This is a genomic window from Lapidilactobacillus concavus DSM 17758 (assembly GCF_001435835.1).
GTDB classification, from domain to species: Bacteria; Bacillota; Bacilli; order Lactobacillales; family Lactobacillaceae; genus Lapidilactobacillus; species Lapidilactobacillus concavus.
Genome location: NZ_AZFX01000080.1, coordinates 1 through 21,266 on the forward strand (window position 1 = coordinate 1; position 21,266 = coordinate 21,266).

The 21,266-nt window shown below is 44.5% G+C and carries 16 protein-coding genes; 11 read left to right on the forward strand and 5 right to left on the reverse strand.

Annotation, left to right across the window (positions count from 1 at the left end; all coding sequences use genetic code 11):
* Positions 1-418: 418 nt before the first annotated feature.
* The 4 genes from FC15_RS06920 to FC15_RS06935 all read left to right on the forward strand — a co-directional run bounded on the left by FC15_RS06920 (position 419) and on the right by FC15_RS06935 (position 5,928).
* Positions 419-1,135, forward strand: a complete 717-nt coding sequence (locus FC15_RS06920; protein ID WP_057825225.1) for an L-ribulose-5-phosphate 4-epimerase — start codon at positions 419-421, stop codon at positions 1,133-1,135.
* 39 nt (positions 1,136-1,174) lie between these two features.
* Positions 1,175-2,605 carry an L-arabinose isomerase gene (gene araA / locus FC15_RS06925; protein ID WP_057825227.1) on the forward strand — a complete coding sequence of 477 codons (1,431 nt, stop codon included), beginning with the start codon at positions 1,175-1,177 and terminating at the stop codon, positions 2,603-2,605.
* A gap of 166 nt (positions 2,606-2,771) precedes the next feature.
* Positions 2,772-4,385, forward strand: a complete 1,614-nt coding sequence (locus FC15_RS06930; RefSeq protein ID WP_057825229.1) for a xylulokinase — start codon at positions 2,772-2,774, stop codon at positions 4,383-4,385.
* 94 nt (positions 4,386-4,479) lie between these two features.
* Positions 4,480-5,928 carry a glycoside hydrolase family 43 protein gene (locus FC15_RS06935; protein ID WP_235803360.1) on the forward strand — a complete coding sequence of 483 codons (1,449 nt, stop codon included), beginning with the start codon at positions 4,480-4,482 and terminating at the stop codon, positions 5,926-5,928.
* 126 nt (positions 5,929-6,054) lie between these two features.
* Here the strand turns inward: FC15_RS06935 and FC15_RS06940 are convergent, their stop codons facing one another.
* Positions 6,055-8,061, reverse strand: coding sequence for a glycoside hydrolase family 127 protein (locus FC15_RS06940; RefSeq protein WP_057825232.1), 2,007 nt, complete (start codon positions 8,059-8,061; stop codon positions 6,055-6,057).
* A gap of 106 nt (positions 8,062-8,167) precedes the next feature.
* On the opposite strand from FC15_RS06940, the gene FC15_RS06945 reads away from it, so the two are divergent.
* Positions 8,168-9,076, forward strand: a complete 909-nt coding sequence (locus FC15_RS06945) for an AraC family transcriptional regulator (protein ID WP_057825234.1) — start codon at positions 8,168-8,170, stop codon at positions 9,074-9,076.
* A gap of 135 nt (positions 9,077-9,211) precedes the next feature.
* Here the strand turns inward: FC15_RS06945 and FC15_RS06950 are convergent, their stop codons facing one another.
* Positions 9,212-10,231, reverse strand: coding sequence for an aldose epimerase family protein (locus FC15_RS06950; RefSeq protein WP_057825236.1), 1,020 nt, complete (start codon positions 10,229-10,231; stop codon positions 9,212-9,214).
* A 197-nt stretch (positions 10,232-10,428) separates the two neighbouring features.
* A complete protein-coding gene (locus FC15_RS06955) occupies positions 10,429-11,058 on the reverse strand; it encodes an HAD family hydrolase (protein ID WP_057825239.1) in 630 nt (209 codons plus the stop codon).
* Between the two features lie 156 nt (positions 11,059-11,214).
* Here FC15_RS06955 and FC15_RS06960 point away from each other — a divergent pair, with 156 nt between their 5' ends.
* The 3 genes from FC15_RS06960 (at position 11,215) to FC15_RS06970 (ending at position 13,552) form a co-directional block, all read left to right on the forward strand.
* Positions 11,215-11,757 (forward strand): cysteine hydrolase family protein, encoded by a 543-nt coding sequence (locus FC15_RS06960; RefSeq protein ID WP_057825242.1) that lies wholly within the window; start codon positions 11,215-11,217, stop codon positions 11,755-11,757.
* A 212-nt stretch (positions 11,758-11,969) separates the two neighbouring features.
* On the forward strand, positions 11,970-12,809 hold the full coding sequence (locus tag FC15_RS06965) for a DUF368 domain-containing protein (protein WP_057825244.1): 840 nt from the start codon (positions 11,970-11,972) through the stop codon (positions 12,807-12,809).
* A gap of 47 nt (positions 12,810-12,856) precedes the next feature.
* Positions 12,857-13,552: a YjjG family noncanonical pyrimidine nucleotidase gene (locus FC15_RS06970; protein ID WP_057825246.1), complete on the forward strand. Its 696-nt coding sequence runs from the start codon at positions 12,857-12,859 to the stop codon at positions 13,550-13,552.
* 118 nt (positions 13,553-13,670) lie between these two features.
* Here the strand turns inward: FC15_RS06970 and FC15_RS06975 are convergent, their stop codons facing one another.
* The gene (locus tag FC15_RS06975) at positions 13,671-14,774 is read right to left on the reverse strand and encodes a DMT family transporter (RefSeq protein ID WP_057825248.1); all 1,104 of its coding nucleotides are present in this window, start codon (positions 14,772-14,774) and stop codon (positions 13,671-13,673) included.
* Positions 14,775-14,914: 140 nt separating this feature from the next.
* Entirely contained in the window at positions 14,915-15,862 is a 948-nt protein-coding gene (locus FC15_RS06980; RefSeq protein WP_057825251.1) for an AEC family transporter, read from the reverse strand.
* A gap of 219 nt (positions 15,863-16,081) precedes the next feature.
* On the opposite strand from FC15_RS06980, the gene FC15_RS06985 reads away from it, so the two are divergent.
* The 3 genes from FC15_RS06985 (at position 16,082) to helD (ending at position 21,167) form a co-directional block, all read left to right on the forward strand.
* Positions 16,082-16,735 (forward strand): DUF6198 family protein, encoded by a 654-nt coding sequence (locus tag FC15_RS06985; protein WP_057825253.1) that lies wholly within the window; start codon positions 16,082-16,084, stop codon positions 16,733-16,735.
* A gap of 1,560 nt (positions 16,736-18,295) precedes the next feature.
* The gene (gene msrB, locus FC15_RS06990) at positions 18,296-18,745 is read left to right on the forward strand and encodes a peptide-methionine (R)-S-oxide reductase MsrB (RefSeq protein ID WP_057825255.1); all 450 of its coding nucleotides are present in this window, start codon (positions 18,296-18,298) and stop codon (positions 18,743-18,745) included.
* A 124-nt stretch (positions 18,746-18,869) separates the two neighbouring features.
* Positions 18,870-21,167 (forward strand): RNA polymerase recycling motor HelD, encoded by a 2,298-nt coding sequence (gene helD, locus FC15_RS06995; RefSeq protein ID WP_057825257.1) that lies wholly within the window; start codon positions 18,870-18,872, stop codon positions 21,165-21,167.
* Positions 21,168-21,266 lie beyond the last annotated feature (99 nt).

The window sequence follows — 21,266 nt, forward strand, 5'->3', positions numbered from 1 at the left end:
TAAACGCGGTTCTGAATGTCTCTTAAAATCTGTCTCAAATATTGACTTCAATCCAATCCAAGCTCACGATGATTGATGGACAGTTTCATGAACAAGTCAAAGATCAGATCACAATTTGTAGTTATGATTATGAGCAACAATGCCAGTTCATTTATGAGCTAGGCTATTTAAAAAACAGCTGTCCGTTTTGGTTAAAAAAATCTTCGAAGTAGTTTTAGGCGATGTTGGCTGAAAAACTATTTTAAATTGGACAAGAAAAGATCAAATAATTGGCAATTGTAATTGAGAAATATTTGAAAATGTTACGTACAAATATTGACATACATTTAATTGTGACGTATAAATAAAGTGCGAGTTATTTTATGCTGTCATTTCAATTATTTGGATCATCTCAATTTTTCATTCAGGAGGTCAAGTTTTGTTAGAAGCATTGAAGAAAGAAGTATACGAAGCCAATATGTTGTTGCCAAAATACAATCTGGTGACGTTTACTTGGGGCAATGTGAGTGCCATCGATCGGGAGCAAGGATTGTTCGTGATCAAGCCTAGTGGGGTTGATTACGATCGGTTGACGCCAGATGATATGGTCGTTGTCAATTTGCAGGGTGAAGTTGTCGAAGGTGACTTGAATCCTTCTAGCGATACACCGACGCACACTGTTTTATATAATTCGTTTCCAGAAATTGGTGGTATTGTGCATACTCATTCTCCTTGGGCGGTCTCTTTTGCAGAAGCAGGACTGGATTTACCTGCTGCAGGAACGACACATGCGGATACTTTTTATGGGCCGGTGCCAGTCTCTGATACCTTGACGCAAGAGGAAATTGAGTCCGCCTATGAAGAAAATACGGGTAAGGTAATTGTCCGCACGTTCAAGGAACGTGGCATTAAGCCGATGGATGTGCCGGCTGTCTTGGTTCAAGATCACGGCCCGTTCACCTGGGGTGCGACTGCAGAAAAGGCTGTTTATAACGCCAAGGTCTTGGAGGTTTGCGCAGAAATGAGTTATCACACGATGATGCTACAACAATTCGCAAATGTTGCTCAAGATGTCGCAACACCACAATATTTGTTGGACAAGCATTATTACCGTAAGCATGGCAAAAATGCCTATTATGGGCAAAAGAATAACTAGTGAGCTAGTTGTTAAGTTTAATTATTGGAGGAATGGATCATGTTGTCAGTCCCTGAATATAAGTTTTGGTTTATTGTTGGTAGTCAAGCCTTGTATGGCGAAGACGACCTAAAGTCAGTTGAAAAAGATGCGAAGGCATTAGTTGCCGGCTTGAATGAAAGTGGTCAGCTACCTTATCCCGTTGAATTCAAAGAAGTCGCTATTGACGCTGCCAATATTACTTCTGCAATGAAAGAAGCCAATTACCGTGATGAAGTGGCCGGTGTGATAACTTGGATGCACACCTTCTCACCTGCTAAGAATTGGATTCGTGGAACCAAATTATTGCAGAAACCCTTGCTTCATTTAGCAACCCAATTCCGCAATGATATTCCTTGGGATACGATCGATATGGATTACATGAATTTGAATCAGAGTGCTCATGGCGATCGCGAATATGGCTTTATCAATGCACGTTTACGCAAGCACAATAAAGTGGTCTATGGTTTCTGGGGCGATGCTGAAGTTCAAAGTGAGATTGCCGATTGGATGAATGTGGCGGTTGGTTATAATGAAAGCTTCAACATTAAAGTCGCACGTTTTGGTGACAACATGCGCAATGTTGCAGTCACTGAGGGTGACAAGATTGAAGCACAGGCTCAATTCGGTTGGACCGTCGATTATTTCGGAATCGGGGATTTAGTGGCAGAAATCAAGCAAGTTTCTGAAGCAGATGTCGACGCTGAATACGCTGATTTAGAAGCACGCTATGATTTGGTTCCCGAAGCTGGTCATAATGATCCAGAATTTTTCAAGAAGCAAGTACGTTACCAATTGAAAGAAAAAATTGCGATGGCGCGTTTCTTTGAACGCGGTGGTTATTCTGCTTTCACAACCAATTTCGAAGATCTTTGGGGCATTGAACAATTACCTGGCTTGGCAGTTCAATTGTTGAATCGTGAAGGATATGGTTTTGCTGGTGAAGGTGACTGGAAGACAGCAGCACTCGATCGTTTGTTGAAAATCGTCAGCCATAATCAGAAGACTGGATTCATGGAAGATTACACGTTAGATCTGCGCAAGGGGCATGAAGTTATCTTGGGTTCACACATGCTTGAAGTTGATCCAACACTCGCAAGTACCAAGCCACGAGTAGAAGTTCACCCACTAGGAATCGGTGATCGCGAGGATCCTGCACGGCTTGTTTTTGACGGCCAAGTTGGCGATGGCATTGATGTGACAATGTCGGACTTTGGCGATAGCTATCGTTTGATTGGTTATGAAGTCGAAGCTAAAGAAGCCGAGAAGCCAGCACCTAATCTGCCAGTTGCTCGTCAACTTTGGGTGCCAAAAGCAGGATTAAAAGCTGGTGCCACGCAATGGATCCAAAACGGCGGGGGTCATCATACCGTCTTCACAACCGAGGTTTCTGTTCAACAAGTGACTGATCTTGCCCAATTATTTGACCTAAAATTCATTAATATTCAATAAATCGTCAAAACTGTCCAGCAAATTGATAAATAAGGGCAGTCATTAGCTGGGTGATGATCGTTGATCACCCGGCTATTTTTTACCGATGTGAGCTAAAAACCAAGCTTGAAGAAGGCATAAAAGCTAATTAAGAGATCTTCACAGTGAAGATCGATCGAGGTGTAAGATGACAATTAATGTAAATGAAGAAATTATCGATGGCAAAACAGTTTTGGGAATTGAGTTAGGCTCTACACGAATCAAGGCAGTACTGGTGGCAACCGATCACACCGTTGTGGCTTCAGGAAGTTACGCGTGGGAGAACCAACTTGTGGATGGCTATTGGACGTATTCACTCGAAGAAGTTTGGCATGGGATCCAATCCAGTTATGCCGAACTGAAAGCTGCGGTTCAGGAGAAGTATGGCGAATCTTTAGTTAAAATTGCGGCGATTGGCGTAAGCGCGATGATGCATGGTTACTTACCATTTGATCAAGACGGACAGCTACTAGTTCCATTCAGAACTTGGCGAAATAATTCCACGGCAGAAGCTGCCACACAATTGACCCAGCTATTTAATTTTAATATTCCGCAACGTTGGAGCATCGCCCATCTCTATCAAGCTATTTTGAATCAAGAAACACACGTGAAGTCAGTTGACTTCCTCACGACACTTGCAGGTTATGTTCATTGGCAACTCTCCGGTCAAAAGGTGATTGGGATTGGTGATGCTTCGGGGATGTTCCCTATCGACGAGGCTAGCTTGAATTATGATGAAGATAAGATGGAAAAGTTCAATCATTTAATTAAAGTGTTAGGTTATGACTTCGATATTGCGCAGCTATTACCCCGTCCATTAATTGCCGGTGAAGTCGCAGGTCATCTGACGAATGAAGGTGCGCGTCGTTTAGACATGAGTGGTGAATTGCAATCAGGTTCAGTGATGGCACCACCGGAAGGCGACGCAGGAACTGGCATGACGGGCACCAATAGTGTCAAAAAGCGTACCGGAAATATTTCGGCAGGGACTTCTGCCTTTTCGATGGTTGTTTTGGATCAGCCATTGGCTAAAGTTCATCGTGATATTGATCTTGTCACAACCCCAGAGGGCGCCCCGGTTGCCATGGTACACACAAATAATTGTACTTCTGATGTGAATGCATGGATGAAACTTTTGACAGAATTTAGTCAGTTGATTGGTAGCACGTTTTCAGTTGACCAGCTGTATGCGAAACTCTTCAACCATGCCGCAGAAGATGGCGATGAGGATGCGGGTGGCTTAGTTAATTACGCTTATCTGTCTGGCGAAAATATCACGAACGTTGAAGAAGGGCGACCATTATTTGTTCGCACACCAAATAGTCATTTTAATTTGGCAAATTTCATCAAGACACAAATTTTTTCGGCATTCGCACCCTTAAAAATCGGCATGGACATTCTGACGAAAGAGGAACAAATTTCGACGGATGTCTTGATTGCACAGGGTGGGCTCTTCAGAACACCAGTGGTCGCACAACAAATTCTGGCTGACGCGTTGAATACGCCAATCACAGTCATGGCAAATGCAGGCGAGGGTGGGCCTTGGGGAATGGCAATTCTCGCTCAGTATACACTCAACCGTGATTCAGCGAGCTCATTGGCAAATTATTTGGATGAACAAGTTTTCGTTTCGCCAGAGCGCAGCACCTGCACCCCAAATCCGGTGGGCGTTCAAGGGTATGATGCGTTTATTGAACGCTACAAACTAGGACTGCCAGCTGAAGTGACGGCGGCAAAAATACCGGATGCTCATAAAAAATAATCATCTTGAGCATTTTTATGAATAGGGCAACCTATTCAGCGTCAAGATTTAAGCATTAGTTAGGTAGGAATGAAGCACGTACGAGGAAGTGAGGGTGTCTAGCGATGAAAAAAAGATGAAGATGCTTATTAGTGCAGCTGGGATTTTACTCAGTGTGGGCCTGTTAGCTGGTTGTCGTAAACCAAAGCCGAAAGCAGTGAAACAAACTTTGAGTGATCCCAAATTTACGGATGTTTCAGTGCATGATCCTTCGATTCTTAAGTCTGGTTCGGAGTATTACATTTTTGGATCTCATATGCAAATGGCAAAGTCTTCTGATTTAATCAAGTGGCAGCAAATTTCAAACAACGTTAATGACCAGAAATTATTTACGGACATTCAGACACAGTTAGCGGACGCTTTTACGGATGCAAACACGAATACCTTTTGGGCTGGCGATATTGAACAGCTTAAGGACAAGAAATATTATATGTATTACACGGCTTGCGAAGGCGATAATCCGACGGCAGTGATTGGCCTGGCGACTGCCGATAAAGTCACTGGACCATACACAGATCAAGGTATTTTCTTGCGCTCAGGCAATGCCATCAAGGATGAGAACGTCTCTTACGACGCGACAACTCAACCTAACGCGATCGATCCACAAACTTTCTATGATAAAAATGGACAACTCTGGATGGTCTATGGTTCTTATTCTGGTGGAATCTTCATTTTGAAAATGAATCAGAAGACGGGACTACCAATGGCTGGTCAAGGCTATGGTAAACGACTTCTAGGTGGAAATCATGTGCGAATTGAAGGTTCATATCTGCTCTATAATTCGAAGACGGACTACTACTATCTGTTCTTATCTTTTGGCGGATTAGACGCAACTGGCGGCTACAATCTTCGAGTGGGTCGTTCGAAGAACCCAGACGGTCCATTTGTTGATTCACAAGGTCATGACTTCACTAAAATCAAAGGGCCGGTGGGAACAACGTTTGATGATGACGCAATCGAAAAGTATGGGGTCAAAATTATGGGCAATCACACCTGGGATACGAAAAAGCCATTTAGATCCGGCTACGTGTCACCGGGTCATAATTCTGCCTACTATGATGCAAAAAGTCAAAAATACTTTTTGATTTTCCATTCCCGTTTTCCAAGTACGGGTGAAGCCTATCAAGATCGTGTCCATCAAATGTTCTTTACGAAATCCGGTTGGCCAGTTGTTGCACCACTACGCTATGCGGGTGAAACAATTGCGAAGTATCAGCTAGATCAAGTTATTGGAGATTATCAAGTCGTGCAGATGAACAAGAAAATTACTGCTAAGATCACGACGCTCACGACACTGACAATTAAGGCTAATGGTAAAATTTCTGGTAAGGATCAAGCCACTCTGGATTTTGAAAATAATGGTAATCAAAGCCAATTAACGATCGGTCACAAGAAGTATCTTGGTTACTTCCTTTCGGAGTGGAATCAATTGACCAAAAAACAAACCATGACATTCACGGGTACCGATCAAAACGGTGAGCCAGTGATGATGATTCGAAAGTGAGCATGAATTAATCAAGCAATCTGTTTAAAAATTGATCCGCTGTGAATAGGATGGTTATCATCGGATAACGTCAAGAGGCAATGACACTTGCTCGATGTGTCATTGCCTCTTTTTGAGTTTAATTGGTTAGACTGTTGATTCCGCTGTCGCCTCATCGACCCAAACAATCATTTCACCTGGTGCCCGATTTGCCCAGGCAAAGTAAGGAATTAGTTCGACCGTCTGTGTTGTGGTTGTTTGCAGACCTGCAGTTTCGTATAAATGTTGGGGCTGAGTCGTGATTCGTTGTCCACTCGTTGTGAGTTTGATGAACGGAATCGCAAGTGATGATTTATCGAATGTCTCCGTAAACGTCGTGTGAAGTGGCAGACTGAGCTGAGGTAGATGATTACCATTGTCGACTTCTTCTAGGCAGTAGACCAAAGGGCCGCGTTCGATCGCAATTTTTCCGAGATCTGCGACGACATGAGGGTCGGCTTGAGTCTGACGGACGCTTAAATCTAATTTAAGGCTGATTTTGGTGCTCCCGGACCAGGTCTGGTCCAATAGAAGGTAGCCATTGCGTAAATCGGTGGCGGAGACATTAGTGCCAGTTTGGAGTGGATTTGATCTCCCTTCGATTGAAACCTGAAAATTCTGCTGCGACCACGTCGGGATGCGAATGGCTAGTCTGGTTGCTATCGGTTGTTTGGCAGTCACTACAATCTCAATTTGATCAGTCCAAGGATATCGGCCAGAAACATGGAGGCTTAAACCGTTGTCGAACTCGGATTCGTTGCCGATAAATTGGTCGAGATAGATGGTGTCATCTTTGATGGTATAAATATATTCATCAACCGATGCAATCAAGCGCGCCAAATTAGGCGGACAGCAGGCGCAACCGAACCAATCTGCACGAGTGACCTTGACGTGGGATTTTGTGGGATCGTTGGCACTGGCCTGTGGATCAACAGCAAGTGGGTTCACGTAGAAGAAATGTTTGCCATCTAGCGACATGCCACTGATTGTCCCGTTGAACAATTCTCTCTCCATTAGATCGGCATATTGACCATCGGGTGCGGCTTCTTGCATTTGTTTAGCAAAAAACGTCATGGCACAGGACGCACATGTTTCGGCATACATCGTGTCATTCGGTAAGTCATCATCAAAGGTAAATGCTTCGCCCGAGACTGTCGAGCCAATGCCACCAGTCAAATACATCCGGTGGCGGGTAATGTTATCCCAAAGCCGACGGCAAGCGTCCATCAGAGACTGGTCCCGTGTTTGGCGAGCCACGTGAGCCATTCCTGTCAACAGATAGGTCATTCTCACGGCGTGTCCTTCTGCAGTTGTCATTTCACGCACGGGGGATTGATTCTGGAAATATTTAGCGCGGGGCTCGTTATCAAAACTGTCGAAACGATCTTGCACGCCTGAGTTCTGACGTGCCTTTGCTTGGACTTCGAAAAAGTTAGGTTCAGTGCCACGCTGATCGATCATGTATTTACCAAGATCGGTGTATTGTGGGTTACCAGTCACGTCAGCAAGTTTGGCGAGTGCCAGTTCGATTTCAGGATGTCCCGGATAGCCATGCAGTTTTTCTGGTTCTGGCCCAAAATGGTGGCTGATGCACGCGGCCATTTTAACGGCAATGTCCAGTGCAGTTTGGTTGCCGGTGGTTTGGTAGTAGGCCACCCCAGCTTCGATGTAGTGACCCATGCAATAAAGTTCATGGCTGAATGAAACGTGTTTAAACTTTAATTCTGGTGAGGTCAATTGGAAGTAGGTGTCTAAATAGCCATCAGGTTGTTGTGCAGCCTCGATTAAATCGATCAGCTGGTCCGCATTTTGTTGCAGCTGAACATCCGGTGAATAGCGCAATGCGTAGGCCACCGCCTCTAACCATTTATAAACGTCGGAATCCTGAAACCAAAAACCATAAAATTCACCACTGGCTTGTCCTGCAGCAATTTTCAAATTTTGAATCGCGTGACTTTTCTCGACAGCGTCAAAGGCATTGGCATTTTCCTTTTGAATTTTGACGTCGACCTCGTCGTTGATGACTGACCATTGATAGGGAATTAGTTCATCTTTGACGAGTTGACGATAGTTTTGCCAAAATTGATCGTCAATGCTGGTTTTAAGTTTTCTCATGATCGGCACTTCTTCCTTTTTTGCTTTTAACCCGATTGTAAATGACGAATGCTACCTTTAAAACTGATATAATGGTAGAAAAAGTGGATAAAAGCGACGTGATGAAATGAATCAAAGTTACCTGAGAATACCGCTGAAAAAGCCGGTACGTTATCTACAATCTGGCCAGTTTATCGCAGAGATTGGCTGGCAACATCATGCCATGACGCATGGTGATGACACAGAAATTATTCTGGTCACAAGTGGACAAATTTGTTTGACCGTGGCAGATCAACATTTGATGTTGGGTGAGGGTGATGTACTCACTGTTTTTCCATACGAGACGATTCAAGGCGCGATGCCGACGCTCGAGCCTAGCCAGTTTATTTGGTTGCATCTCATCAGCCGGGATCAGCAGTCAAAGGTGAGCACTCATGGGACACCGGCAGAAATGACGGCGATTTTACCGCGAACCTTTCATTTACAGCAAGGCGAAAAGGTGATGATTGCTGCACAGCAGCTATTGGATGTTGCACATGGCAATTATTATTCACCGGTTGCAGCAGATTATGCTGAGAGCATGTTGTTGGTTGAATTGGCAAATAATTATTGGCAACAGCAACATGCTGTTAATGACCAGCAGAACATTGTTAATCAGGTGAAGGAATGGATTCGTATTCAGATGGGACAAGATTTAAAAGTTGTCGAGGTCGCAGCTCATTTTTCAATCAACGCCGATTATCTGACGAGACTGTTTAAGTCGGCCACAGGAATGACAGTTAAAGCCTATATGAATGCGGTCAAGCTCGACTACGCGAAGTATTTGTTGTTGACGACGAGCTTATCCATTGTGGAGGTGAGCGAGCAGTCGTTCTTTGCCGACCCGAAATATTTTATGCGGTTGTTCAAGCAGAAGATGCATTTGACGCCGAGTGATTATCGGCATGCCTATACGCATACCTTTCTAAATAATCAACAAGTCGATCCCGGCGTCGATGTCAGACAGTTGTTGGAGCGAGTCGAAGGCCAAAAGTGAGGTTAACGTTTTTTGAAGTGGGATCATTCATCGTCAAAAAAAAGCAATCCACAGATCCCAGGTTATTCCCACTCCTGATTAAGGGGAGAGAATAACCCGTCTGTCGATTGCTTTTGTGTTATCTTTGGACGCTGGTTAGAAGATGACGCGATATTTAGTTTGGTAATGTCTAGGCTGACCTTTATCGATGGTGAAGTCGCCGAAACGAGAATCGAAAATAGCATTGGGTGCCGTTTGTGCTTCGAGTGCAACACCAACTTGCGGTTGGCCCGTCTTATTGATAAATGGTTGATCTTCTCCGAAGGCATTCGATGTGAAGAGAACGATGGCGTTGCGCTCTGTATAAAACTCAACGCTGATTTTTTGCTCGGGGTTCTCTAAGATGGCGTCAGGTAGCGAGTCGTCGTGATCATCCAGGATGTAAACATCGTCGATGCCTTTCTCGGGGATGTCTTGTAAGCCCTCAATCGCCTGACCAATTGGCTTGAGGTGGCGGAAGTCGTATGGCGTGCCGCTATTTTTAACCGTCTTGCCGGTTGGGATTTTCTCATGATCGAGTTCGAGGTGTTCAGCGCTGCGGACGTAGAGATTCAGGTTGTTCACGTTGCGATCATCCGCGTTTAAATTCCAGTAAGCATGGCTCGTGGGATTAAAGACCGTTAGCGCGTCGCTCTTTGCCTTATAATCGATCAGCACCTGATTATCATTGGTCAGCGTGTAGGTGATGGTCACATCGAGAGTCCCAGGGAAGCTGTCGTCTGCAGGTGTGATCCGCCGGTCAAAAATAATCTGGTTGCCCTGGATGCGACTTTCCCAGTTCAAACGGTTGAAGCCGTGGGGACCACCGTGAAGGGTATTCCCGCCTTCGTTGTGATCCACGTGATAAGTCTGCTGATCGAGTACAAATTCGCCTTTGCCAATACGACTGGCCGTTCGACCAATCGACATGTTGAGGTATTCATTCGTGCGGACGTAATCCTCAATCGTTGGAAAGTTTAGCAGTAGATTTTGTTTGCCATTTTTGGTTGGAACTAATAACTCATACCAATTGGCACCATATGATAAACAGGAAATACTCATGTTGTTTTGATTAGTTAACGATAATTTGTAGATTGTTTCACCGTTAAACTCTGAGAAGACTTCTTTTTTAGACATTGTTGTTATGCTCCTTCGCGATTTAATTCCAGCATAGTTGGCTACGAGAGTTCTGTCAACGCTTTCAAAAATAAAAAATAAATTTCGGCAACTTGCCTAAATTTATTTGTGCATTCTTTTCAAGGTTAGGTGCGACCGAGGTTAGTCGATGTCATTGCCGCTCATCAAATCGTTCGTCTGATTGAGTATCGAGTTGATTAGCGAACTAAGTCGATGATTTCTGCGGGGCGGGAAAGGAAGTAATCCATTTCTTGGAACTGGCCGTGATCGTGCGCACCCCAGCTAGCAAGACCAAACTTAGCACCGGCGGATTTTGCCGTTTCCAAATCGAAACGTGTGTCGCCAATATAGAGTGTTTCTTCGGCCGGAATCTTAGAAATCTCAACCATTTTTAAGAGTGGTTCGGGATCTGGCTTATGCTTCGTGGTATCTGATGAAGTGATGACGTTTTTGAAATAGGGTAGCAGGCCGATCGGCTCGAATGCCGCATCGAATTCATCTCGCGTCTTCGATGTGACAATACCTAATTCAACTTGGTATTGTGGGAGTGTCTTAAGTGTGTTGATGATGCCGGGGAAAATACCGACAAGTGATTCAAACTCTGGAAACGCTGCGTACCAATCTTGGACAAGACTCGGAATTTCATCGTCTTTAAACCCTAATTGTTTCAGGCCATCGACACCGGTGATACCATAGATTGCAACGACTTGATCGTAAGTGAAACTTAGACCGCGTTGTTCGTTCAACACCTTCAGTAAAGCGTTCATATAAGCTTTCTCAGTATCAATCAACGTGCCATCGATATCAAAAACCACATTTTTGATCATCTTGATTTATCCTCCAAACTTAATTCTATGCTGTTCCATTTTAACATAAGTCGGAAGTCATCGCCGGTCTGAAACATGTGTGGCTGAGTGAACTCACGCTTGCTAATCAGGATTAGACTTGCGATAATAGGCTTAATTCGAGAGGAGTGTGTGACTATGCAAGGCTTAGTTGTCATTGATTATACGCATGATTTCGTCGCAACCGATGGGGCGCTAACGACCGGCCAACCCGGGCAAGCAATTGAGAAAAACTTAGTTCAGATTGCACGCGATTTTGTGACGAACGAAGATTTTGTCGTGATGGCGGTGGATCGCCATGATCAAAACGATACCTACCATCCTGAAAACAAACTATTTCCACCACATAATCTAGTGGGCACACCAGGACGCGAGTTGTATGGCGAGTTAGCTGATTTTTATCAGGCCCATCGTTCCAAAATCTATTGGCTGGATAAACGGCATTACTCTGCGTTCTGTGGCACCGATCTTGATCTACGCTTGCGCGAGCGTCAGATCACAACACTGCATCTCGTGGGCGTTTGTACCGATATTTGTGTCCTGCATACCGCCGTCGACGCCTATAATCTCGGCTATCAACTCGTGATCCATGAATCAGCTGTGGCCAGTTTTGATCCAGTGGGGCATGAATGGGCGCTGCGTCACTTCAAGAATACGCTGGGGGCAAAAGTCGTCGACTAGCCGCACTGAAATGAGAGGTGATCGACGTGTCTCACAGGAATAATTGGGCGATTCGTCGGCACAATTTTGTTTCAAAACAAAGTCGGTCTGAGGACGGACAAGCTTAGCTGCTGACGCATGATATAATCAGAACGAATTGCAAAAAGTGCAAACAAATGGCAATGGGTCAGTCGACCAGTTGCCAATTAAAATTTAAAGTATGAGGATAAGAGATGATTGATTGGGTTCTACGTTTTGTTAAAGGAATTTTTATTGGTTCCGGTTTTATTTTACCAGGTGTCAGCGGTGGTGCGTTAGCCGCTGTCTTTGGTGTTTATGAGCGTATCATTGCGTTTCTGGCACACATGACGAAGAATTTTAAGAAAAACGTGCTGTATTTTATTCCGTTAGGTCTAGGCGGGATCGCCGGTGTCTATCTCTTTTCGTTTCTCGTCAGTTTCGCGCTAGGTAAGTATGAGCACCAGATCCTGTGGTTCTTTGTCGGCGCAATCGTCGGGACAGTGCCAGCGCTTTGGCGACAAGCAGGCAAAAAGGGACGTCAACGTAAACACTATGGTATTTTGATCGTCACTTTTTTGATTAGTTTGGCGTTTTTGATGTATGGCGCCCAACTCTTCGGTTCCGGCGTGCCACAAAACTTCTGGACGTGGTTATTAGCCGGATTCTTGATGGGTCTCGGGATGATCGTGCCAGGGTTAAGCCCATCTAACTTTCTGGTGTACATGGGGATGTACAAAGACATGGCAGACGGGATTCACAACATGGATCTAGCCGTAATTTTACCAATCCTGATTGGTGGCGTGGGATCGGTCCTGCTGTTGTCTAAGATTGCTGATTATGTTTTCCAGCGGACGTATGCCGGAATGTTCCACTTCATTCTTGGCGTTGTATTCGCGTCGACCGTGATGATCATTCCATTCGGCGTTCGATTCACCTTCTTACAAATTGTGGCGTCAGCAGTCTTGTTCCTCGCCGGGGCCGCCTTGAGTTTCTGGATGAGTCGATTAGAAAATAAGTATCAAGATGATGAACCACTCGCGCCGGTGAGTTAGTCGCTGGATAATTGCGAAAATATAATTGAAATTGATGAGGCGTTATTTTGACTTATAGAGATTTATTATTTGATATTGACGATACACTGCTAGACTTTCGTGCAGCAGAAGAAAGTTCGCTGCAAGGCTTGTTTAGCCAGCTGCAAATCGATCTAACTCCCGTGATTCGGGAGCGATACGCCGCGATCAATCGTCAGTTGTGGGAACAATTCGAGCGTCAAGAAATTACCCGCGAAATGATTTTTGAGCGTCGGTTTCCACAATTGTTTGAAGAATTTCAACTTGCCGGTCCGCAAGACGGCCTAACCGCGGAGCAACGTTATCGTGAAGGCTTGAATCAGGGTTACGTGCAAATTCAGCATGCACAAGAATTATTGACACGGTTGCAGGCATCGCACCAGTTCAATCTCTACATTGTTTCCAACGGTGTCGCTAAAACACAGCGGTTGCGACTGGAAGCCAGTGGATTAGCACCATTCTTCACCAAAGTTTTCGTTTCAGAAGCAGTCGGCCATCAGAAGCCAGCGATTGAATTCTTTGATGCAGTTCAAAAGGGGATCGACCATTTCCTACCTGAACAGGCACTGATCATTGGCGATTCGCTCACTTCTGACATTCAAGGCGGACTCAATGCTGGCATTCCAACCGTTTGGTTCAATCCCCAACACCAAGCTGCTAATTTGATTCAACCCACGTACGAAATCGACAATCTGTTACACTTATTGCCAATCGTCATGGCTTGATGGTTCAACGCAAGCTAATGATCATTCAAGATGAGAGATAAAAGGCCCATGATTCGGGGATGACATCCGAATCATGGGCCTTCTTTAATATTTTGATGACAGACATGCTTGATGAGTCTTAATCTTCAGACTGTTTAGCCGCTGGCATTTGATGTGTGGCCTGCAACGCTTGCTCTTTTCGCTGTAATGCTTTTTTAGCAGTTGCGACTTCTGCGGCGACTAGTTGATCTGCTTGGGTTCCTTCATGCTCGACAGTCTCAAGATAATCTTCGTGAACCATCGTATTCTCAGTGGTGACAGCACGTTGGCCAACGAAGCTGACCACGGAGCCAACGACAATCACGGCAATCCCAATCCAAGTGTTCAAGAGAATCGCTTCGTGCAAGATAATTAACGCCATGATTGGGGCTAAAACGGGCTTAATGAAGAAAACGAGAGAGGCGGTAGCGACGTCTGAACGCTCCATTGCGATGAAGTAAGTCGCAAAGCCGATTCCTGTGACGCCAATACCTAAGTAGAGAATCATGGCGATAGTCTGTGCGTTGATTCCGGCAAAATAAGGAATCATCGCAAAATTAGCCGTGATTGGATTTTGGTGCAACAGCTCCGCAATGACTGGAATGTGACTTAACCCCATCAATAAGGCTAATTCAAGACTACCGAAGATAAACGTGAAACTGGTAATTGTGATGCCGTTGAAATGGTTAGTTTGAGAGACCTTGCGAGAGGCGATACTATAAAGACCAAATGTAACGGCAGAAAGCAAGGCAAGCACCATACCTAATGGATTCGTCAGATGCAATGGATTCATGATGATCACTAATCCAATCACCGAGATAATCACGGAGATCAAGTTTGGACGCGATAACGTTTCGTGAAGTATTAAGTAGGAGAACAACAGTGCAAAGACAGGGTTAGAACTGAAGACAACCGCGGCAATAGAGGCTTTTCCATACATCACGGCGAGCTGGAAAAGCGTCATACTAATCAGCACGCAGATTAAACCAGTTAGTGCGAAACTGCCAATTGCTGCGCGATCAATTGTCAATTGGTTCTTATTGATGGCGTGAATGGCGAATGGTAACAGGAAGAGACCACCAATCAAGAAACGGAGGAAGTTCAGCTGGATCGGATTGAAACTGCTGCCGGCAAGTTTCAACATAATTTCCATAGAACTAAAGAGGAAGGTTGAAAGTAAAATCAAGAAAAAAGTTTTTCGCAAAATAAACACCTTTCGTTTTTAATGATAATTTGAAGACGGTTCGAAGTTGAGGCTGATCCTAATGATCAACACAAGGTAATCGTTAAAAAAATGTAACCATGGAGTCAACGATTAATGACGTCTGAAAATAGCTGAGAAAACTAATGAATTCCTTGAATCAAAACCATCAAGATCGGAATCACAATCATACTGATTAACGTGCTTTCGGTCACCATCACCGCCGCATAATCCGCGTCTGCACCATATAATTTGGCGACAACTGGTGCGTTGGTCATGACCGGCATTGCAGCTTGAATAATGAAAACTTGTTTCAAGAGTAATGGCAAGGGCGCGGTCATCACGAGTAGCGCCATCACAAGCGGGGCTGCAATGAAACGGCCACCGAGAATCCCCAAGCTGTCTTTATTGATGGTCAAGTGTGAGAGGCCCACCAAAGCCAATTGGATGCCAATGAAGAACATCGAAAGCGGGATCGTGAGATTGCCAATGTATTGCGCATCCGAGAGTAAAAAAGTCGGCAGCTGGATCCCAAGTAGTACGAAAACAACACCGATCATGAAACCGAGCAAGGGTGGAGAGAAAACTTTTTTCAGCGTTGCGAACCAGCTGAAAGGCTCTTTCGTTTGCCCATCTTGCTTGATTAAGTAGACGCCTAAAGTCCAAAAGAAAAAGGTATTCGCCATATAATAAACGAGGACATAAGGTAAACTATCCTGCCCAAAGAGTGCCATATTCACTGGTAATCCAACAAAAATTGTATTGGAATTAAAAAACATCGATTTGAAAAGTCCTCGCTTAGATTGATCAATATGTAAAAGTTTCACCACGAGAAAAGAGAGGGCGAACAGTAATAACATTGAAATAACGGGGAAGCGTAGATCAGGCAAGAGCTGAACCAAAGCCTTCTTTGAAAAGCGAGTCATAATTGTTGTCATCATATATAGGGGTAAAGCAACTTGCGTGACCAGCTTGGCAATCAACCGACTGATAGATTCATTGAACCAACCGATCCGTGTCAACCCATAGCCAACAACGATCATCACGAGAATCGTTAGCACACCAGAAAGACTATTTAAAAAAATATTCATTATTTTCATCCCCAGAATCTGCACAAACGTTTACTATCATAGCACTTTTATGCAAATCATTTCAAGATGGCCACTAGATTTACACCTATTTTTCTGAATCGTTCAAGCTGTTTTCAATCCGTTTTAGTTTCATGATGTGTTCGGAAAATCATCGTATTTTTCAAGTGATGGTTATGCTACCATCAAGCTGTTTAAAAACTAATTAATGAGGCACAATTCATGACAAATCGTCTGACCATTCGACAACAAGTTTTTTATTTCGTCGTTTCAATCGTGATCAATGGCATCGGCAATGGACTAACTGTTGCGCTTAATCTAGGAAGCGCACTGTGGACAGCTTCTGCCGTCAATATTGCGCACGCCAGTGGCTTACAACTTAATCTAGTCATGATGTTGATTGCTTTATTCGCAATCATTGTCAATATTTTTCTACGTGGGCACGTGAGTTGGCGTGCAATTCTGGGCAATTTGATTTTCACGATACCATTCAGCGTATTAGTCGGATGGTCTGCGAACTTCTTTCGACAAACATCCGTTGTTAATCTGCCACTACCAGCGAGAGTGTTACTCGATTTTGTCGGAATCGAGATGATCGGCGTTGCAATCTCAATCTATCAACGGCTGAATATCGTTCTCCACCCAACCGATGAAATGATGCAACTCGTTCGCTTTAAACTGTTGCATGGCAAGGCATGGGCGGCACAACTCGCTTCCTTCATGCCACCGTTAGCCGCAACACTGGTCACGTTTATGCTGACGCACCAGATTTTTGCAATCAATATTGGGACGATTTTTTCGCTGTTGTGTCAGGGATTCATCATCGGATTTGCAGATCGAGTTATTTTTCCAAAACTGAAGCATCAACGAATTTAGGTCTTAACTGTGGGATGTGTCGAACCGAAGTTGCTACGGAAAACGGTTGTTCCTGCTGTGGCATGCGTTGGACCGAAGTTGCTACAGACAATGGGCATGCTAGCCTGTGGGGCCGGCTGCAGCTCTTTAGAAGCAAGCTTCTAAAGGAGCTTTCGCCTAAAACTTGTAGCTTTTGTTACACGAAATCTAAAGTTTTGCCCGTGCTATAAGTTCGAAACGCATTTCGAGCTTATAGCACGGGCACTGCAATCATGCCCATTGTCTTTCGCAACTTCTGATTTAGTCGGCAACTCGAGATAACTGGGTGTGATTTGCTGGCATCCTATTTCTTCGAATATTAAATCATGATCAGACTATAAAATCGTGATTGCGTTAAATGGTGAAATTGAGATACGACTAATTTTCAGATTCACGCTAAATTACTTGCTTCATTTGATTGAAAATGGCAAGTATTTTGGCGTGAATTTTTGTATTAGTCGTGTGTCTAGAATGACAAATTAATAAAATCGAATTTTTTTATTGCTAGCCGCCGAAGTTGCTGCGGATAATAGTTGTTCTTGCTGTGGGGCCGGCTTCCGCCTTTTTGCTGCGCGCTGCGCTTGCTGCAAAAATGGCTCCAGCCTAAAATTGGAGCCTTCAAAAACGTGCTCCACAAGGCAACTATCTGTGCTTAACAACAACTTCTAAACGATTCGCTTGCGAATCGTTTAGAAGTTATCGTTAATGCTCGATAGATGACCGCCTTGTTCCACACTCTATTCAAAGTCTCCAATTTACCCGTTTTGTAAGTCTGCAAAAAGCGTGCAGACTTACAAAACTTTCACAGCATCACAACCATTTTCCTCCGCAACTTCTGATTTAGTCTAAATAATTGAAGAACTGGTTCAGTGATAATTGTTAGTTTCTGCTCTTTAATTTTAAAGCTCAACTCCGCCTTCACATCTGAGTCAGGGAACGGAGTGGAAAGTTGTTGCCTTGTGGAACACGTTTGCGAAGGCTAATGTTTAAGGCGGAAGATTTATTCGCCGAGTGCGAAGCACGAGCCGAATAAACCTGCAGCCGGCCCCACAGCAAAGGCAACAACTTTCCACGCAGAGGACTGACGGGTCTGAAGACAGCTCAGTAAGTCCAAACAAAAAAAGAGACGCACAAACTCACGCCTCGACCGCCAAAATATTGCCCCACGACTCATCGCAGCGCCTGAATTTAGACAACTAAGTTAATCCGGATAATTTGCCAACTTGGCAATTGCACGAGTGACAAAAGCCGCAGATAGAAAGAAGACGGCTACAACGGGTAGAAGGATCAATAATAATTTACGCATGCATTCATCTCCATGAAGCGCTTGATTAATTAACTTTACTATAACACATCATCTGGTGGATCAACACTGATAACCTATCTGATTGCGAAAACTTGAATTAATTTTAACGAATTGATTTTTAGTTGCTGATGCAAATGAGTAGTTAGTGCAAATGACTTGACGTGTGGGTGATTTGGGCTCAAGATAGATAAACAAATCAATTCAGATCGGGTACAAAATGGAAAGGGGTTTTAGCCGTGAGTACTGAGAAAGATGCGGATTTAAAGCAAAAGATCGGTGAGTTGGCCTTTGAGGTAACGCAACACGCGGCGACAGAGCGTCCGTTTAGTGGACAGTACGATGATTTCGACGAGGCTGGGATCTATGTTGATGTCGTGAGTGGTGAGCCTTTGTTTAGCTCGACGGATAAGTATGATGCTGGTTGTGGCTGGCCATCGTTCACGAAGCCGATTGATCAGTCGTTGATTAAGCGACACTTAGATCGTTCGCATGGTATGATGCGTACTGAAGTTAGAAGTCAGGAAGCTGATTCGCATTTGGGCCATGTCTTTACGGATGGTCCGGCTGAAGCAGGTGGCTTGCGTTATTGCATCAATTCGGCAGCATTAAGATTTATTCCGGCAACTAAATTAGCCGATGAAGGTTACGCTCAATATCAAGTCCTTTTTAACGATTCAAATGTATAGGTGACCAATGAGTCTCAGTCCTCGATCAAATCATTCAGTGAGCTTCTTAAATAGCTTCTGAACGATTTGGATGATGAGGACTGTTTTCGTTAGGTGATGCTAAGAAGAGAATGGAGTTTTGGAAATGTTTGCACCGAAAGATCGTCAATCTGAAGCAGATCGAGTGAGTACTATTGTCGAAGAGATCAAACGGCAGTTGACGGAGATGACTGTGAAGCTTGCTAATGCGGAACTTGAGACGCATTTGATCGAGCAGAATTATGGTGACACGGCCAAGATCAATACCGTTGAGATCGATGATCAGATGGAAACGAATGCCGCTGTGCAGCAACAGAAACAGTTAGTTGCTTTGTCGGTTGAAAACCAGACGATTTTGAAGCATAAGGTCAATCGGCTCCAGCGTCTGCAAGATTCGCCTTATTTTGGTCGAATCGATATTGAAGATGATTCGCAGGACTCGCTTTATATTGGGACTGCCTCGTTGATGACCGATGATGAGACTGAGTTCTTGATCTATGACTGGCGTTCACCAATTGCGGGAATCTATTATAACGGTACGCTGGGTAAAATTGCGTACGAAACACCGGATGGTCGACAAGAGACCGAGTTGAAGTTGAAGCGGCAATTCACGATCAAGCAGGATCGAATCACCAATATGTTTGATACGAGTGAGACGATTGGTGATGAGATCTTGCAGCAGGTGTTGGGTACGGATGCCAATGTTTACATGCAGAATATTGTCGCCACCATTCAACGTGAGCAAAACGAGATCATTCGCAATACAAATGCCGATGTGCTGGTGGTTCAAGGTGCGGCAGGTTCCGGTAAGACTTCCGCAATTTTGCAACGGGTGGCTTATTTGTTGTATCATAGCCGCACTCAGTTGGATTCGGACCAGATCATTATGTTTTCACCGAATCATTTATTTAGTCATTATATCTCCCAAGTCTTACCCAGCTTAGGAGAGAAAAATATGCGTCAGGTGACGTTGAATGAGTTCTTTGTTCAGCGATTGCATGGGCTTCACGTGGAGGATCGATTCCAGCGTTTCGAGCAGGATCAGGCGTCATTACCGGAATCAACGAAGGTCATGCGTCGATATTTGGAGAGTACAGCCGTCTTAGAAGCCATCGACCTTCACTTGCAGGGGTCGCGGCCAGACTTGTATTTTAACGATTTAATGTTAGCTGGCGAAGTTGTCTTTGCCGTGTCGGAGATTCAGGCAATCTATCAGGAAACGGCAAGTCACCTGAGTTTGAGCGATAAGCTGCTTGCCACAAAAAATCGTTTGATTCGTCGTTTACAGCAAAAAGTCCGTGAACTAGCCGCATCCGATTGGGCGCAGGAACAATTGGAGTTGATGGATGAATCCGATTATCAAGATCTCGTGATTGACCATCATTTCCACTCAGTTGCTGCTGAACAGGCTTTTCTTTTGAAACAGGTCGCCCGGCAGCGGCTTTATCCCATCTATGAAGCCATCTATAATAATCAATTTTTAGACATCGAACGGCAATATTTGCAGCTACTGGGTCAACTTCAACCACCTAAAATTATGGCGTCTGCTTGGCAATCGCGTCTGGAAAGTGTCAAGACACGTTTCGAACGCCATCAGATTCGATTGAGTGATGTGGTCCCCTTTTTATATTTACGGGACCAATTAACCGGTGGCGGTCAGAATCGTCAGATCCAATATTTATTTGTGGATGAGATGCAGGATTATTCGGCAGCACAACTTTTCTACTTGCACCATGCGTTTCCACTCGCAAAAATGACGCTGCTCGGAGATTATGCTCAGGATCTATTTGCAGGAAATTATCAGTCGACGAACATTATTGAGACGGTCAAACAGTTATTTCCGCAGCAACGGGTGCAGATTCATGAGTTGAACAATAGCTATCGTTCGACGATTCAGATCACGAATTTTGCGAGTGCCTTGTTACCGGAACAACCGCAGATCATTGCGTTTAACCGTCCCGGTCCGCGACCAGAATTACTGGTTTGTCCGCGTCTGGTCGATCTTAATCGCGAATTAAGTCGGTCGTGTACCCGATTGCTGGCGAAATATGGGATGATCGCGATCTTGACGAAGACGCAGGCCGAGGCTGAACAAATCTTTGCAACGCTACAAGTTGACGCCGAAGTCACGCTGATGACGGAAAATAAGCGGCGACTGAATCATGGGGTGATGATCATGCCAATTTACCTTGCGAAGGGACTCGAATTCGATGCTGTGGTTGGCTATAATGTCTCCGAAAAGTCGTTCTCACAACCGGGTGACCACCAAATTCTCTACACAATCGCGTCACGAGCAATGCATGAATTGATCTTGCTCTCACTAGGCACACCTACGCACATTGTGACTGAATTACCGCCGTCACTTTATTCGCGCAATGGAAGTTCAGTTGAAGCACAGGCTTGATCAGACCGAAATGCCGATTGCTTGCTAATGACAGTGTGGCTCATGGTGAATGACTAGCCGAAAAAAAGCACTCAGAATTCTGAGTGCTTTTTGCGTGTC

Bases quoted from the DNA above. Each gene is read 5' to 3' on its own strand.
- araA (WP_057825227.1), top strand. From the start codon at position 1,175: ATGTTGTCAGTCCCTGAATATAAGTTTTGGTTTATTGTTGGTAGTCAA.
- FC15_RS06985 (WP_057825253.1), top strand. From the start codon at position 16,082: ATGACAAATCGTCTGACCATTCGACAACAAGTTTTTTATTTCGTCGTT.
- FC15_RS06950 (WP_057825236.1), bottom strand. From the start codon at position 10,231: ATGTCTAAAAAAGAAGTCTTCTCAGAGTTTAACGGTGAAACAATCTAC.
- FC15_RS06955 (WP_057825239.1), bottom strand. From the start codon at position 11,058: ATGATCAAAAATGTGGTTTTTGATATCGATGGCACGTTGATTGATACT.
- helD (WP_057825257.1), top strand. From the start codon at position 18,870: ATGTTTGCACCGAAAGATCGTCAATCTGAAGCAGATCGAGTGAGTACT.
- FC15_RS06965 (WP_057825244.1), top strand. From the start codon at position 11,970: ATGATTGATTGGGTTCTACGTTTTGTTAAAGGAATTTTTATTGGTTCC.
- FC15_RS06980 (WP_057825251.1), bottom strand. From the start codon at position 15,862: ATGAATATTTTTTTAAATAGTCTTTCTGGTGTGCTAACGATTCTCGTG.
- FC15_RS06960 (WP_057825242.1), top strand. From the start codon at position 11,215: ATGCAAGGCTTAGTTGTCATTGATTATACGCATGATTTCGTCGCAACC.
- FC15_RS06940 (WP_057825232.1), bottom strand. From the start codon at position 8,061: ATGAGAAAACTTAAAACCAGCATTGACGATCAATTTTGGCAAAACTAT.
- FC15_RS06930 (WP_057825229.1), top strand. From the start codon at position 2,772: ATGACAATTAATGTAAATGAAGAAATTATCGATGGCAAAACAGTTTTG.
- FC15_RS06945 (WP_057825234.1), top strand. From the start codon at position 8,168: ATGAATCAAAGTTACCTGAGAATACCGCTGAAAAAGCCGGTACGTTAT.